This is a genomic window from Leclercia sp. LTM14 (assembly GCF_023736175.1).
Taxonomy (GTDB): Bacteria; Pseudomonadota; Gammaproteobacteria; order Enterobacterales; family Enterobacteriaceae; genus Enterobacter; species Enterobacter barmai.
Genome location: NZ_JAIKTT010000008.1, coordinates 68333 through 83648, shown reverse-complemented (window position 1 = coordinate 83648; position 15316 = coordinate 68333). Strand labels below are relative to the sequence as shown.

The 15316-nt window shown below is 56.7% G+C and carries 14 protein-coding genes; 9 read left to right on the top strand and 5 right to left on the bottom strand.

From position 1 onward, the window contains the following. The first annotated feature begins 13 nt into the window (after window positions 1–13). Both K5I40_RS16210 and rlmM read left to right on the top strand, forming a co-directional pair. Entirely contained in the window at window positions 14–409 is a 396-nt protein-coding gene (locus K5I40_RS16210) for a DUF423 domain-containing protein (protein WP_039029918.1), read from the top strand. Further along, a complete protein-coding gene (gene rlmM, locus K5I40_RS16205) occupies window positions 402–1502 on the top strand; it encodes a 23S rRNA (cytidine(2498)-2'-O)-methyltransferase RlmM (protein WP_223074746.1) in 1101 nt (366 codons plus the stop codon). The genes K5I40_RS16210 and rlmM overlap by 8 nt, the downstream gene beginning before the upstream one ends. 91 nt (window positions 1503–1593) lie before the next feature. Here rlmM and xni read toward each other — a convergent pair whose 3' ends face one another. From xni to queF, 5 genes are all read right to left on the bottom strand, one after another. Beyond that, window positions 1594–2352 carry a flap endonuclease Xni gene (gene xni, locus K5I40_RS16200; protein ID WP_223074747.1) on the bottom strand — a complete coding sequence of 253 codons (759 nt, stop codon included), beginning with the start codon at window positions 2350–2352 and terminating at the stop codon, window positions 1594–1596. A 113-nt stretch (window positions 2353–2465) separates the two neighbouring features. Continuing rightward, on the bottom strand, window positions 2466–3833 hold the full coding sequence (locus K5I40_RS16195; protein ID WP_039029921.1) for an L-serine ammonia-lyase: 1368 nt from the start codon (window positions 3831–3833) through the stop codon (window positions 2466–2468). Between the two features lie 63 nt (window positions 3834–3896). Then, window positions 3897–5186 carry an HAAAP family serine/threonine permease gene (locus K5I40_RS16190; RefSeq protein ID WP_039029922.1) on the bottom strand — a complete coding sequence of 430 codons (1290 nt, stop codon included), beginning with the start codon at window positions 5184–5186 and terminating at the stop codon, window positions 3897–3899. Between the two features lie 550 nt (window positions 5187–5736). Next, the gene (ppnN, locus tag K5I40_RS16185; RefSeq protein ID WP_039029923.1) at window positions 5737–7101 is read right to left on the bottom strand and encodes a nucleotide 5'-monophosphate nucleosidase PpnN; all 1365 of its coding nucleotides are present in this window, start codon (window positions 7099–7101) and stop codon (window positions 5737–5739) included. A 116-nt stretch (window positions 7102–7217) separates the two neighbouring features. Then, entirely contained in the window at window positions 7218–8060 is an 843-nt protein-coding gene (gene queF / locus K5I40_RS16180; RefSeq protein WP_138370541.1) for an NADPH-dependent 7-cyano-7-deazaguanine reductase QueF, read from the bottom strand. 69 nt (window positions 8061–8129) lie between these two features. Between queF and syd the strand changes: the two genes are divergently transcribed. The 7 genes from syd to gudD all read left to right on the top strand — a co-directional run bounded on the left by syd (window position 8130) and on the right by gudD (window position 15286). Next, window positions 8130–8675, top strand: a complete 546-nt coding sequence (gene syd, locus K5I40_RS16175) for a SecY-interacting protein (RefSeq protein WP_138370542.1) — start codon at window positions 8130–8132, stop codon at window positions 8673–8675. 632 nt (window positions 8676–9307) lie between these two features. Further along, window positions 9308–9634, top strand: a complete 327-nt coding sequence (locus K5I40_RS16170) for a YqcC family protein (RefSeq protein ID WP_039029926.1) — start codon at window positions 9308–9310, stop codon at window positions 9632–9634. Further along, window positions 9631–10404, top strand: a complete 774-nt coding sequence (gene truC / locus K5I40_RS16165) for a tRNA pseudouridine(65) synthase TruC (protein ID WP_138370543.1) — start codon at window positions 9631–9633, stop codon at window positions 10402–10404. The genes K5I40_RS16170 and truC overlap by 4 nt, the downstream gene beginning before the upstream one ends. A gap of 24 nt (window positions 10405–10428) precedes the next feature. Continuing rightward, entirely contained in the window at window positions 10429–10878 is a 450-nt protein-coding gene (locus K5I40_RS16160) for a flavodoxin (protein WP_039029928.1), read from the top strand. 359 nt (window positions 10879–11237) lie between these two features. After that, window positions 11238–12593 carry an MFS transporter gene (locus K5I40_RS16155; RefSeq protein WP_138370544.1) on the top strand — a complete coding sequence of 452 codons (1356 nt, stop codon included), beginning with the start codon at window positions 11238–11240 and terminating at the stop codon, window positions 12591–12593. After that, window positions 12593–13933 carry an enolase C-terminal domain-like protein gene (locus K5I40_RS16150; RefSeq protein ID WP_039030113.1) on the top strand — a complete coding sequence of 447 codons (1341 nt, stop codon included), beginning with the start codon at window positions 12593–12595 and terminating at the stop codon, window positions 13931–13933. Before K5I40_RS16155 ends, K5I40_RS16150 begins: the two co-directional genes overlap by 1 nt. 12 nt (window positions 13934–13945) lie before the next feature. Continuing rightward, window positions 13946–15286, top strand: a complete 1341-nt coding sequence (gene gudD / locus K5I40_RS16145) for a glucarate dehydratase (protein ID WP_039029930.1) — start codon at window positions 13946–13948, stop codon at window positions 15284–15286. The last annotated feature ends 30 nt before the right edge of the window (window positions 15287–15316 follow it).

Here is a 15316-nt window from a genome sequence, read left to right as displayed (position 1 = left end):
TCAGGACAAAAACATGACCAGCCGTTTTATGCTGATTTTTGCCGCGGTGAGTGGCTTTATTTTTGTTGCGCTGGGCGCCTTTGGCGCACATGTATTACGTAAATCATTGGGTGTGGTCGAGATGGGCTGGATCCACACCGGTCTGGAATATCAGGCGTTTCATACCCTGGCGATCTTCGGACTGGCGGTGGCGATGCAGCGTCGCATCAGCATCTGGTTTTACTGGAGCAGCGTATTTATGGCGCTGGGTACCGTGCTGTTCAGCGGTAGCCTCTACTGCCTTGCGCTATCGCATTTACGCCTGTGGGCGTTTGTTACCCCGGTAGGTGGCGTCAGCTTCCTGGTCGGGTGGGTTTTAATGTTAATCGGTTCGTTCCGTCTGAAACGCAAGGGCGTTGTTCATGAATAAAGTTGTCTTATATTGTCGCCCGGGCTTTGAAAAAGAGTGTGCCGCGGAAATTACTGATAAAGCCGCGAAGCGCGAAGTCTTTGGTTTTGCTCGTGTTAAAGAGAATGCGGGCTATGTTGTTTTCGAATGCTATCAGCCAGAAGACGCGGATAAACTGGTTCGCGACCTGCCGTTCAGCTCGCTGATTTTTGCCCGCCAGATGTTTGTCGCCGGCGAGCTGCTGCAGGATCTGCCGCCAGAAGATCGCATTACCCCTATCGCCGGTATGCTGCAGGGCGTGGTGGAGAAGGGCGGTGAACTGCGCGTTGAGGTTGCAGACACCAACGAAAGCAAAGAGCTGATGAAGTTCTGCCGTAAATTCACCGTGCCGCTGCGCGCTGCGCTGCGTGACAGCGGCGTGCTGACCAACTACGAGACGCCAAAGCGTCCGGTGGTGCATGTCTTCTTTATCGCCCCGGGCTGTTGCTACACCGGGTATTCTTATACGACTAACAACTCGCCGTTTTATATGGGGATCCCGCGCCTTAAGTTCCCTTCCGACGCGCCGAGCCGTTCCACCCTCAAGCTGGAAGAGGCGTTCCATATCTTCATTCCGGCCGACGAGTGGGATGAGCGTCTGGCAAACGGCATGTATGCGGTGGATCTGGGGGCCTGTCCGGGCGGCTGGACCTATCAGCTGGTGAAACGCAACATGTGGGTCTACTCCATTGATAACGGCCCGATTGCGCAAAGCCTGATGGATACCGGGCAGGTGACCTGGCTGCGTGAAGACGGTTTCCGCTATCGTCCGAACCGCAATAACATCACCTGGCTGGTGTGCGACATGGTTGAGAAACCGGCGAAAGTGGCGGCGCTGATGGCGACCTGGCTGGTCAACGGCTGGTGCCGCGAGGCGATCTTCAACCTCAAGCTGCCGATGAAAAAACGCTACGAAGAGGTTTCCCAGAACCTGGCGTACATTCAGACCCAACTTCAGGAGCATGGCATTAATGCCGAGATCCAGGCGCGTCAGCTGTACCATGACCGCGAAGAGGTGACGGTGCACGTGCGCCGCTGGTGGGCTGCCGTAGGTGGACGTCGCGACGAGCGATAACGTATATAACGCCCGGTGGCGCTGCGCTTACCGGGCCTACAACAACACTCGTCCCCCAGGACCGGTAAGCGTAGCGCCACCGGGCAAACATTCACACTCGATCTAACCTTAGCTGCTGCAAATTCCCGTCTAGCTGTAAATCCGTCTGTAAGCGCGCCACGTCCCGGCAGATAAAGGCCATCTCTTTATGGGCCTCCAGTTTTTTACGCCATTTTTCCGGCACCTCATCCAGACGCGCGTAAATCCCTTCCAGATCCTGAAAGTCTGTCAGCAACTGAGCCGCGCTTTTCGGGCCAATGCCCGCCACGCCCGGCACTTTTGAACTGCTGATCCCCGCGAGCCCCCAGTAATCCGGCAGCTGCTGGGGCGATACGCCAAACTCAGCGGCAATAAAGGGGGCATCAAGCCAGCGTTTCTGGAAATAGTCGCGGATGCGGATGGTGGGGGAAAGCAGCTGGCAGTAGCCTTTGTCCGTCGAGACAATCGTGGCCTGATGCCCGGCGCTGGCGACTTTAACCGCCAGAGTGGCAGCGAGATCGTCGGCTTCGTTGTCCTGAGCGCCCCAGCAGGGCACGCCGCGTTGCTCAAAGGCGGCGCGTATCATCGGCATTTCGGCGTGCAGATCGTCCGGCATCGGCGCACGTCCGGCTTTGTAATCCGGCAGACGCTGATGACGCCAGCCGCTGTTACGCGCCTCATCATCAAACACGGCGACCACATGGCTGGGCTGGCTGTGGCGAATAAGCTGCTCCAGCGCATTCAGGCAGGTATCCTTGCAGGGCGTACCCTGTACCGCGTGAATACGGCGGATAAGGTTCAGCGCGTCGACAATAAGTAAATGAACAGCCACAGATAATCCCTCTTATATCCAGTGGATTAAGGGTAACACCGTCGGCGGAATGAAACTACGAGAGTCGGGAAGAACGGGAAGGAGCCTCGCAAAACAAGGCTCCTTTTTCAGGCTTAGTCGCAGGTGACAATCTTCATCGCCAGGCCACCGCGAGAGGTTTCGCGGTATTTGGCGTTCATGTCTTTCCCGGTTTCATACATGGTTTCGATCACTTTATCGAGGCAGACGCGCGGCTCGCTGGTGCGGCGTAGCGCCATACGTGCGGCGTTAACCGCCTTCACGGAGGCAATCGCGTTACGTTCGATACAGGGCACCTGCACCTGGCCGGCAACCGGATCGCAGGTCAGACCCAGGTTATGCTCCATGCCGATTTCTGCCGCGATGCAGACCTGAGCCGGGCTACCGCCCAGCAGCTCTGCCAGACCCGCCGCCGCCATGGAGCAGGCCACGCCCACTTCACCCTGGCAGCCCACTTCCGCGCCCGAGATCGAAGCGTTCATCTTATACAGCGAGCCAATGGCGCTGGTGACCAGCAGATAGCGGGCCAGCGAGTTGGCGTTCACTTCACGGATGAATTTGTCGTAATAGGCCAGCACCGCCGGAACGATACCACAGGCACCGTTGGTCGGGGCCGTGACCACGCGGCCACCCGCGGCGTTCTCTTCGTTCACCGCCAGCGCGAACATGTTGATCCAGTCAACGACCGCCATCGGATCGCTGGTGGTTTTGTCGCTGCTGACCAGCATCCGGCGCAGGGCCGCAGCACGGCGCGGGACGCGCAGTTTGCCCGGCAGAACGCCTTCGGTAGTGATACCGCGTTCGATACCGCCGCGCATCACTTCCCAGACGCTGGCAAAGTGCTGCTCCAGCTCTGCTTTGCTGTGCAATGCCAGCTCGTTTTGCATCATCAGGCCGGAGAGTGACAGACCACTCTCATGGCAATGACGCTGAAGGTCGGCTGCCGATTTATACGGATAAGGGACCGCGACAGGCGCGCTGTCCTGCTGCCCAAAATGGTCTTCGTCGACGATAAAACCGCCGCCGATGGAGTAATAGGTTTGGCTGTAAATGGCCTTGTCGCCTGCGAGGGCGGTGATCCGCATGCCGTTTTCGTGCAGCGACAGGTTGTCGGCATGGAAATTCATGCAGCGATCAACCGGGAACTCGACTTCATGTTCACCGTTGGCCAGCAGCAGGCGGCCGTGGGTGTTTACGTCCTGGATAAAGGTCGGGATGGCGTCAATATCAACGCTATCCGGCAGGTTGCCCGCCAGGCCCATAATGATGGCGATATCGGTATGGTGACCTTTGCCGGTCAGCGACAGTGAGCCATAGACATCGACAACCACGCGGGTAGTGTCGTGCAGCATTCCGCGCGCAATAAGATCGTCCGTGAACTGTTTACCCGCTTTCATTGGCCCGACGGTGTGCGAGCTGGAAGGACCAATACCAATTTTAAAAATATCGAAAACGCTAATCATGATGCGTCCGTTGCTTTACGTCAGAGGAGAAGAGTGCGCCGTCCGAAGACGGCGCGGGAGGAATTAAGCGAACAGCGAGAAGAAGATAGCGGAGATAGCAATCAGACCCATAATCACAACGAAGACGTTGCTGATATGGCCGCTGTATTTACGCATCGCTGGCACTTTCTGAATCGCGTACATCGGCATCAGGAACAGGATCATCGCGATAACCGGACCGCCCAGGGTTTCGATCATGCCGAGGATGCTCGGGTTCAGGGTCGCAACCGCCCAGGTGGTCAGCAGCATGAACAGAGCAGTGATCTTGTTCAGCTTGTTGATTTCAATGCTCTTGCCTTTGCCGCGCAGAGATTTAATCACCATGCCGTTAAAGCCTTCACGTGCGCCCAGGTAGTGGCCGAGGAAGGATTTGGTGATAGCGATAATCGCGATGATTGGCGCCATCCAGGCAATAACCGGTGCATTAAAGTGGTTTGCCAGGTAAGACAGAATCGAGATGTTCTGCTCTTTTGCCGCCGCCAGATCCGCCGGGGAGAGGCTCAGTACGCAGCTGAAGACGAAGAACATAACGGTCAGCACCATCATCACGTGAGCGCGAGCCAGGATGCTGGAGCACTTCTTCTCGGCACCCTGACCGTACTCTTCACGCTTCGCTACCGCGAAGGAGGAGATGATCGGGGAGTGGTTGAAGGAGAAGACCATCACCGGGATTGCCAGCCACAGGGTCATCCACAGGCCGTTACCGGTAGCAGACGCGCTGCTCAGGGAGAGGGTTTCCAGCGCCGCGCCGTTCCACTGTGGGATCAGGTAGCAGGCCAGCACCATCAGGGCAATAACGAACGGGAACACCAGCACGCTCATCGCTTTAACAATCATCTGCTCACCGAAGCGCACGATAGTCATCATGCCGACAATCAGGATCAGCGACAGAATGGCGCGCGGTGGCGGCGTCATGCCCAGCTGGTGGGTCATGAAGCTGTCAACGGTGTTGGTGATCGCCACGCTATACACCAGCAGGATTGGGTAAATTGCGAAGAAGTAGAGCAGGGTAATCAGCTTACCTGCGCCAATGCCGAAATGCTCTTCAACCACTTCGGTGATGTCTTCACCCGGGTTTTTACCGGACAGCACAAAACGGGTCAGGCCGCGGTGTGCGAAGTAGGTCATCGGGAACGCAATGATTGCCATGATGATCAGCGGAATCAAGCCGCCAACACCCGCGTTAATAGGCAGGAAGAGAACACCAGCGCCGATTGCCGTGCCGTACAGGCCAAGCATCCACATGGTATCGGTTTTACGCCATCCGCTTCGGGTTTCAATCGAAGCAACGGTGCTGGTTTGAGTGGTTTCCATCTGTGTCTCCAGGAGTAGCTAATGTCAGGTTTCTGGTCAAATTCGATGCAAAAAGAGCTAAACGTAATATGAAATTCGCTCAGTGACGGTTTTTATATGATTTTTCTCCGTAACTATCAGCGGGCGGAAAGATACATTTTCGTAATGGATCTATCAGTGATCCCGATCTCAAATGCAATAATCTACTTTTGAGGTGGGTATCTTTAGACCATTTATCTGCTAATAAATCATCACGACGAATTTCTGGGCGCGAAGGCTACCATCAACGATATGTGGCGTACCAGACAGCCCTGTAAGATAGGAGGCATACGCTGTAAAAGCGCCTGTTTAGAGCATTTTTTAATGCTTTATGGTGTTTAGGGGTAATTTATCACGCTCTGTAAAACCACGTAATCGTTTGCGTTATGTTATGAAATAACGGAAATATAAGTAACGATGATGTTACAACGCAGGCCATGTTACTGAACGCAATAAAAAAGCCGGGCGGCTATAACCATTCCCGGCGGCCAGGCGAGTGAGAAGGTGTCCGGCAGGCTGCCGGACACAGAGGTTATGCGCAAATCTCATAGCAGGGGATATAGGCAGTGCCGGGGAGTTTCATACGGTGCTGGGCGACAAAGCCCTGCAGCAGATCGTCCATGCGGCGCATCATTTCGCGGTCGCCATGGATCTTATACGGACCAAACTCTTCAATGGCCTGGATACCCACCTCTTTCACGTTACCCGCCACGATGCCCGAGAAGGCGCGGCGCAGGTCGGCGGCCAGCGTCTCAACAGGCTGATCCGGATACAGTTTCAGGTTTGCCATATTTTCATGGGACGGCTCAAACGGGATTTGCAGATCCGGCGCAATGCGAATTGACCAGTTAAAGCTGTAGGCATCCCCGGTATCGCGACGGTTCTCTTTCACCAGCGGCATCGCCTTTTTCATCAGGCGAGCCACTTCTGCGGCATCGTCAATGATAATGCGGTAGTGACGACGCGCCGTCTCGCCGAGCGTATGCACGATGAACTCATCCAGCACGCGGAAGTAGTCAGCGCTCTCTTTCGGCCCGGTGAGGATCAGCGGCAGGACCTGATCCTGGTTAGCCGGGTGCATCAGAATGCCCAGCAGATAGAGCAACTCTTCTGCCGTACCCACGCCGCCCGGGAAGATGATAATCCCGTGAGCGATGCGGACAAACGCCTCCAGACGCTTCTCGATGTCCGGCATGATGATCAGTTCGTTAACCAGCGGGTTAGGCGGCTCTGCGGCGATGATCGACGGCTCGGTCATGCCGATGAAGCGCCCCTCTTTGTAGCGCTGCTGCGCATGGCCCACGGCCGCACCTTTCATGGGCGCTTCCATCGCACCCGGGCCGCAGCCTGTGCAGATGTTCAGCTCGCGCAGACCCAGCTGGGTACCCACGCGACGGGCGTAGAGATATTCGGTTTCGTTGATGGAGTGTCCACCCCAGCACACCACCATGCTCGGGGCTTCGCCCACGTGCAGGGCGCGGGCGTTACGCAGAATAGAGAACACCAGGTTGGTGATATGGACCGAGCTCTCCAGGTTCAGATGCTGGAAACGACCGGCGTTACTGATCTGACCATTCACGAACAGGATATCGCGCAGGACGGCAAACAGGTTGGCCTGCAGCGCACGAATAATGCGTCCGTCCACAAAGGCATCTTCAGGTGGATTAATCAGCTCCAGCTTCACGCCGCGTTCGCGACGCAGAACGTTAATGTCAAAGCTTTCAAAGCGGGACAGCAACTCTTTGCTGTTGTCGGTGAGGCTACCGGAGTTCAGAACGGCAAGCGAACAGTTGCGAAACAGTTGATATAAATCGCTGCTGGCCGTGCTCTTGAGCATGTCCACTTCCAGCTGCGACAACATATCCATTGAGCCAAGCGGGCTAATATGTGTAATCAAGTGAGCTCCTTACGGGACGTTTATCGTCTTTCCCTGTTGATTACAATAGCCCTGGCTTATGACGTTTCACAACCTAAAGCGCGGAACAGACCGCGCATATTGTGAATTTATTTATTTTACTGACGTACTAACCGGCCAATCGCCGGAACGAAATCGGTGTTGCTGCGCCACGGATTGATATCCAGCCCGCCGCGTCGGGTATAGCGGGCATAGACGCTCAGCGCCTCAGGCTGGCAGAAATGGAGAATGTCATTGAAGATGCGCTCCACGCACTGCTCGTGAAACTCGTTATGGTTACGGAAAGAGACCAGATAGCGCAGCAGCTTTTCACGGTCGATTTTCGCGCCGCGATACTTAATCTGCACGGAGCCCCAGTCAGGCTGGTGGGTAATCAGGCAGTTGGATTTCAGCAGGTGGCTGACCAGCGTCTCTTCCACCACTTTGCCGCTGGCGGCATTTTCCAGCCAGGCGGCGTCAAACGCGTAGTTGTCGATCTCGATATCCTGATCGTCGATGCAGGTGCCGTGGAAGTGGGCGATGGGCTGACCTTCCAGCTCATCAATCCGGTAGAGCGCCACGGTGACCTTGCCCTGGGCGCAGGCGCTTAAGTCGCGTTCCAGCGTGCGCTGCACCGCTTCCCAGCTGTCGAAACGCGTCTGGTTAAAGCTGTTGAGGTAGAGCTTAAAACTTTTGGACTCCACCAGATTCACGCTGGCGTGATCCAGCTCAACGTGACCGACCGCCACCTGCGGCAGCCCGCGGGCGTTCAGCCAGGAGAGTTCATACAGCGTCCAGATATCGCCGCCGTGGAAGGGCAGGGCATCGGCCTTCAGACCCAGCGGATCGCGGTTGAGGCTGCGCGGCACGCCCTGTAACAGGCTGGCATCGTAGATGTCGCGGTAGGCTGTGCTTTTGCCCAGCGTCAGGCCCGATAAGGCGTCATGATTTTCGTAAGACATGTTTCGTTGTCACTTTAAAGGTAAACTATGGGGCTGAGTGTATCCTGGCTTATATGAAGAGAGAAACCGGTGGATAAAGAGACTGCTGCTGCGTTAACTGCATTTACCACGCGTTATTGTGACGCATGGCATGAACAGAAAGAGTCATGGCCGCAAAGCGAAGAGCTGTACGGCGTGCCTTCACCCTGCATTATTACCTCTTCCGCAGATAGGGTAACCTGGCAGCCGCAGCCGTTTACCGCTGAACAGAATGTAAATGCCATTGAACGCGCCATGGACATTGTGGTACAACCAGCGGTCCACGCGTTCTATACCACTCAGTTCGCCGGGGATATGTCTGCTCGCTTTGCTAATGAAGCGCTGACGCTGCTGCAAACCTGGAGTGAAGAGGACCTGCTGCGCGTGCAGGAGAATCTGATTGGGCACCTGGTGACCCAGAAGCGTCTGAAGCTATCGCCAACGCTGTTTATCGCCACGCTCGACAGTGAAATGGACGTTATCTCCGTCTGTAATCTCACAGGCAATGTCATTAAAGAGACGCTGGGCACGCAAAAACGTCAGCTCCTCTCCGATTCCCTTGCGGATTTCCTCAATCATCTTCATCCCGTTGTGTAATCCTGAATACTAGTGCGCTTGTGAGAGATCTCTTACAGAGTTTGTGAGAGATCGGCGTCATGACCTGTATGCACACTCTGTTAAGCTTCTATTAAAGGTTAATTTAATCAATAAGTTGAACGATTAAATCCTGTCTTACAGATAAGCCGACTCTTTAATCTGGCTTACGCACTGCCTTGTAAGACGAAGCGGAATAAGGGATTCTATGTCCGTCGACAGGAAGCCGACACAAGGGACGAACATCAGGATGATGACGTTTCTTATCAAGGACACGTCAGGAAGGCGTTACAGGGAAGGCTTCAGGAAGAAGCAAGAGGATAACGCAGGATGCGTTGAAGGACACCTCCAGGACGGAGAATGAGAGCCGGTAAGGATGTCCGGTGGGTCAGGAAGGCCAGGACGTTTCAGGATGAAGCAGTCACATCAGGACGATGTGCGCAGGATGCAGCGGTCAAGGGAAGACCAGACCTTCGGGTCAGAGGAAAAGTTGTCACGGATGAGCAGGGAGCACCAAAAGTAGCTGGATTGCTGCGAAACGAACCGGGAGCACTGTGTAAACAGTGCTCCCTTTTTTTATTTCTGCGTGCTCTTTGCTATGCTGCGCGCCGTTCACATTTTCAGTTGAGGTTTTCATGACCCATCACGACAACGTGCGCGCGCAACTGCACGCTATCGAAGCTTTACTGCGCGAGCATCAGCTGTGGCAGGAGACGGCGCCGCAGCCTGACGCGTTTGAAAGTACGCAACCTTTCTGCATGGATACCCTGGAGCCGTTTGAGTGGCTGCAATGGGTGCTCATCCCCCGCATGCACGCCCTGCTGGATAGCGGTCATCCGCTGCCCCAGAGCTTTGCCGTGGCGCCCTATTATGAAATGGCGCTGGACGCCGCCCATCCTTCTCGTGACGCGGTGCTCACAGCACTGCTGGCGCTGGATACGCTCTTTGGCGACGACGCATGATCGAGATCCTCTATCAGGATGAGTGGCTGGTGGCCGTCAATAAACCCTCGGGCTGGCTGGTACACCGCAGCTGGCTGGATCGGGATGAGAAAGTCGTCGTCATGCAGACGGTGCGCGACCAGATCGGTCAGCATGTCTTTACGGCACATCGTCTCGACAGACCGACTTCCGGCGTTCTGCTGATGGGGCTCTCCAGTGAAGCCGGACGACGTCTGTCGCAGCAGTTCGAGCAGCATCAGATCCAGAAGCGCTACCACGCGATTGTCCGCGGCTGGCTCACAGAAGCCGCAACCCTCGATTATCCCCTGACGGAAGAGCTGGATAAAATCGCCGATAAGTATGCCCGCGACGACAAGGGCCCGCAGCCGGCGGTGACTGACTATCGCGGGATGGCGACCACTGAAATGCCGGTTGCCACCAGTAAGTTTCCCACCACGCGCTATAGTCTGATCGAACTGGAGCCGAAAACCGGGCGTAAGCACCAGCTGCGACGCCATCTGGCGCATCTGCGCCACCCGATCATCGGCGACAGCAAGCACGGCGATCTACGCCAGAACCGCAGCGCAGCGGAGCATTTTGGCTGCAACCGGCTGATGTTACACGCCAGCCAGCTGCAGCTTATCCATCCCTTTACCGGTGAGCCGCTGACGATCCGGGCCGGGCTGGACGAGGTGTGGATGCAGGCGCTGTCACAGTTTGGATGGCGCGGACAACTCCCCGAAAATGAAAGGGTTGAGTTTGACGTTGCCAGCGTTCAGGATGATCGTTAATTGCGTCTAATCAGGGAGTAAAACATGGCGGTAATCGGAATTTTTGTCGGCACGATGTACGGCAATTCGCTGCTGGTGGCTGAAGAGGCCGAAGCGATCCTCGCGGGAATGGGCCATAAAGCCACGGTCTATGAAGATCCCGATCTGGCCGACTGGGAGAAATATCAGGGTCAGTATGCGCTGGTGGTCACCTCGACAACCGGGCAGGGCGATCTGCCGGACAGCATCGTTCCGCTGTTTCAGGGGATCAAGGATAAGCTGGGTTACCAGCCGGAAATGCGCTACGGCATTATTGCGCTCGGTGACAGCACGTACGCGAACTTCTGCGGCGGCGGTAAGCAGTTCGATGCGCTCTTGCAGGAGCAAAGCGCGCAACGCGTCGGTGAGATGCTGATGATTGATGCCTCTGAACATCCCGAGCCGGAGAGCGAATCCAATCCCTGGGTTGAACACTGGGGCACGCTTCTCGGCTAAATCCTTTCCCTCCCGGCCGCGGGAGGGCATTCCACCGCGTCAAGCGACCTGATTCACACTCTTCTCTTTCTCTTCTGCTGTTTTCTCACTCAGCCACGTTTCCGTGAACTACCTTCCATTGAGTTAGGCTTTTGCCACAAACAACCGCACAGGATGGTCCCAATGTTGTGTCGTTGCACGGTGAGGGCTACCTGGATCCTTTCTTATACTTTTTTCGCCAGTTAATAAAAATGCAGTCAGTAAGGCGAAACGACCTCACGTTTGAACTGCAAAAAACACATACACGTCATTCTGATTACCCTACGGTTGAGCTGTTCAGAATGAACGTAGCGAAAACGCTATGATTCAGGAGTGCAAGAATGAGTTCATTAAGCCAAGCGGCGAGCAGCGCTGAAAAGCGTACCAATGCCCGCTACTGGATAGTGGTGATGCTGTTTATCGTCACATCCTTCAACTATGGCGACCGCGCCACGCTGTCGATTGCCGGTTCAGAGATGGCAAAAGATATCGGTCTGGATCCGGTCGGTATGGGGTATGTTTTCTCTGCATTTTCATGGGCCTATGTTATTGGCCAAATCCCTGGCGGTTGGCTGCTTGACCGCTTCGGCTCTAAACGTGTCTACTTCTGGTCCATCTTTATCTGGTCCCTGTTCACCCTGTTACAGGGCTTTGTCGATATCTTCAACGGCTTTGGCATTATCGTCGCGCTCTTTACTCTGCGCTTCCTGGTGGGTCTGGCAGAAGCGCCATCCTTCCCGGGCAACAGCCGCATAGTGGCGGCCTGGTTCCCGGCCCAGGAGAGGGGAACGGCGGTCTCCATTTTTAACTCCGCGCAATACTTCGCCACCGTCATCTTCGCCCCAATCATGGGCTGGCTGACTCACGAGGTGGGCTGGTCACACGTGTTCTTCTTCATGGGCGGTCTGGGTATTCTGATCAGCTTTGTCTGGCTGAAAGTGATCCACGAGCCGAACCAGCATCCGGGCGTAAACCAGAAAGAGCTGGACTACATCGCCGAAGGCGGCGCGCTGATCAACATGGATCAGGCGAAAAACAAAGAGAAAGTGCCGTTCAGCCAGAAATGGGGCCAGATCAAACAGCTGGTGGGCTCCCGCATGATGGTGGGGATTTACCTCGGCCAGTACTGCATCAACGCCTTAACCTACTTCTTTATTACCTGGTTCCCGGTCTATCTGGTGCAGGCGCGCGGCATGTCGATTCTGAAAGCCGGGTTTGTGGCCTCTGTTCCGGCGATCTGCGGCTTTGTCGGCGGCGTGCTGGGCGGGGTAATTTCCGACTGGCTGATGCGTCGCACGGGTTCCCTGAATATCGCCCGTAAAACGCCAATCGTGCTGGGGATGCTGCTCTCCATGTCGATGGTGGTGTGTAACTACGTTGACGCCGAGTGGATGATTATCGGCTTTATGGCGATGGCGTTCTTCGGTAAAGGTATCGGTGCGCTGGGCTGGGCGGTGATGGCAGATACCGCGCCGAAAGAGATCAGCGGCCTGAGCGGTGGTCTGTTCAATATGTTCGGCAACATCTCCGGGATCGTTACCCCGATTGCCATCGGCTACATCGTCGGCACTACCGGCTCGTTCAACGGGGCGCTGATTTACGTCGGGATCCATGCCCTGGTAGCGGTGCTGAGCTACCTGGTGCTGGTGGGTGATATTAAACGTATCGAGCTGAAACCTGTTGCGGAGCGTTCATGATGAGTATGCAATCCAGCCCTATCGTCACTGAAATGAAGGTTATTCCGGTCGCCGGCCAGGACAGCATGCTGCTGAACATCGGCGGCGCACATAACGCCTGGTTTACCCGCAACATCGTGGTGCTGACCGATAACGCCGGGAATACCGGCGTCGGGGAAGCCCCCGGCGGCGAGGTGATCTACCAGACGCTGGTGGATGCCATCCCGCAGGTGGTCGGTCAGGAGGTGGCGCGGCTGAACAAAGTGGTACAGCGCGTGCACAAGGGCAACCAGTCTGCCGACTTCGATACCTTCGGCAAAGGCGCCTGGACATTTGAACTGCGGGTCAATGCGGTGGCGGCGCTGGAAGCGGCGCTGCTGGATCTCCTCGGCAAGGCGCTGAACGTGCCGGTGTGCGAACTGCTGGGTCCCGGTAAACAGCGCGATGCGGTCACCGTGCTGGGCTATCTCTTCTACCTGGGGGATCGCAACAAAACCGATCTGCCTTATCTGGAGCGTTCACCGGGCAACCACGAGTGGTATCACCTGCGCCATCAGGAGGCGCTCACCAGCGAGGCGGTGGTCCGCCTGGCGGAAGCGGCGCAGGATCGCTACGGCTTTAAAGATTTCAAACTGAAAGGCGGCGTACTGCCGGGCGAGCAGGAGATCGACAGCGCCCGCGCCCTGAAAAAACGCTTCCCGGATGCCCGCATCACCGTGGACCCCAACGGCGCGTGGCTGCTGGATGAAGCCATCGCCCTGTGCAAAGGCCTGGGCGATGTGCTGACCTACGCCGAAGATCCCTGTGGCGCTGAGCAGGGCTTCTCCGGCCGTGAGGTGATGGCAGAGTTCCGCCGCGCCACGGGCCTGCCGGTGGCAACCAACATGATTGCCACCAACTGGCGCGAGATGGGCCATGCGGTGATGCTGAACTCGGTGGATATTCCGCTGGCGGATCCGCACTTCTGGACCCTTTCCGGCGCGGTACGCGTGGCGCAGCTGTGCGATGACTGGGGCTTAACCTGGGGTTGCCACTCCAACAACCACTTTGATATTTCGCTGGCGATGTTTACCCACGTCGGTGCCGCCGCTCCGGGCACGCCGACGGCTATCGACACCCACTGGATCTGGCAGGAAGGCGAAGCGCGCCTGACCAAAAATCCACTCGAAATTAAAAACGGCAAGATTGCCGTTCCTGACGCACCGGGGCTTGGCGTGGAGCTTGACTGGGATCAGATCCACAAAGCGCATGAGGCGTATAAGAAACTGCCTGGCGGCGCACGTAACGATGCAGGCCCGATGCAGTACCTTATCCCCGGCTGGACCTTTGACCGTAAACGCCCTGCGTTCGGTCGCCACTGATTAAAGGATTGAATTATGAGCACTTTTACTACGCCTGTTGTCACCTCCATGCAGATCGTTCCGGTTGCCGGTTATGACAGCATGCTGATGAACCTGAGCGGCGCCCATGCCCCGTTCTTCACCCGTAATATTGTGATTATCAAAGACAACTCCGGTCATACCGGCGTGGGTGAAATCCCGGGTGGCGAGAAGATCCGTAAAACGCTGGAAGATGCGATCCCGCTGGTCGTCGGCAAAACGCTGGGCGCGTACAAAAACGTCCTCAATGCGGTACGCAACGAATTTGCCGACCGTGACGCGGGCGGACGCGGGCTGCAGACGTTTGACCTGCGCACCACCATTCATGTGGTCACCGGTATTGAAGCGGCGATGCTCGACCTGCTGGGCCAGCACCTGGGCGTGAACGTCGCCTCGCTGCTGGGTGACGGGCAGCAGCGCTCTGAAGTCGAGATGCTGGGTTACCTCTTCTTCGTGGGCAACCGCAAGCTGACGCCGCTGCCGTACCAGAGCCAGCCGGATGAGCAGTGCGACTGGTATCGCCTGCGCCACGAAGAGGCGATGACCCCGGACGCGGTTGTCCGCCTGGCAGAAGCGGCTTACGAGAAGTACGGCTTTAACGATTTCAAACTGAAGGGCGGCGTGCTGGCCGGTGACGAGGAGGCCGAATCGATCATCGCCCTGGGGAAACGCTTCCCGCAGGCTCGCGTTACCCTCGATCCTAACGGGGCATGGTCGCTCGATGAAGCGATCCGTATCGGTAAACGCCTGAAGGGGGTGCTGGCCTACGCGGAAGATCCATGCGGCGCCGAGCAGGGCTTCTCCGGCCGTGAAGTGATGGCTGAGTTCCGTCGCGCCACCGGCCTGCCGACCGCAACCAATATGATCGCCACCGACTGGCGTCAGATGGGGCACACCCTGTCGCTGCAGTCGGTGGACATTCCGCTGGCAGATCCGCACTTCTGGACCATGCAGGGCTCGGTGCGTGTGGCGCAGATGTGCCACGAGTTCGGCCTGACCTGGGGTTCGCACTCCAACAACCACTTTGATATCTCGCTGGCGATGTTCACCCATGTGGCTGCCGCTGCGCCGGGCAACATCACCGCCATCGACACCCACTGGATCTGGCAGGAGGGCAACCAGCGCCTGACCAAACAGCCGTTCGAAATCAAAGGCGGTATGGTGCAGGTGCCGACCACGCCGGGTCTGGGCGTTGAGCTGGATATGGATCGGGTGATGAAGGCGCACGAGCTCTATCTGCAGCACGGTCTGGGCGCGCGCGACGACGCGATGGCGATGCAGTACCTGATCCCGGAGTGGACCTTCAACAACAAACGCCCTTGCATGGTGCGTTAAGTCCGGTGCCGGTTCCTGCGGGAGTCGGCA

Coding starts and splice junctions, on each gene's coding strand:
- K5I40_RS16210 (WP_039029918.1), top strand. CDS start 14: ATGACCAGCCGTTTTATGCTGATTTTTGCCGCGGTGAGTGGCTTTATT.
- rlmM (WP_223074746.1), top strand. CDS start 402: ATGAATAAAGTTGTCTTATATTGTCGCCCGGGCTTTGAAAAAGAGTGT.
- K5I40_RS16195 (WP_039029921.1), bottom strand. CDS start 3,833: ATGATTAGCGTTTTCGATATTTTTAAAATTGGTATTGGTCCTTCCAGC.
- K5I40_RS16190 (WP_039029922.1), bottom strand. CDS start 5,186: ATGGAAACCACTCAAACCAGCACCGTTGCTTCGATTGAAACCCGAAGC.
- queF (WP_138370541.1), bottom strand. CDS start 8,060: ATGTCTTACGAAAATCATGACGCCTTATCGGGCCTGACGCTGGGCAAA.
- K5I40_RS16170 (WP_039029926.1), top strand. CDS start 9,308: ATGACCCATCACGACAACGTGCGCGCGCAACTGCACGCTATCGAAGCT.
- truC (WP_138370543.1), top strand. CDS start 9,631: ATGATCGAGATCCTCTATCAGGATGAGTGGCTGGTGGCCGTCAATAAA.
- K5I40_RS16160 (WP_039029928.1), top strand. CDS start 10,429: ATGGCGGTAATCGGAATTTTTGTCGGCACGATGTACGGCAATTCGCTG.
- K5I40_RS16155 (WP_138370544.1), top strand. CDS start 11,238: ATGAGTTCATTAAGCCAAGCGGCGAGCAGCGCTGAAAAGCGTACCAAT.
- K5I40_RS16150 (WP_039030113.1), top strand. CDS start 12,593: ATGAGTATGCAATCCAGCCCTATCGTCACTGAAATGAAGGTTATTCCG.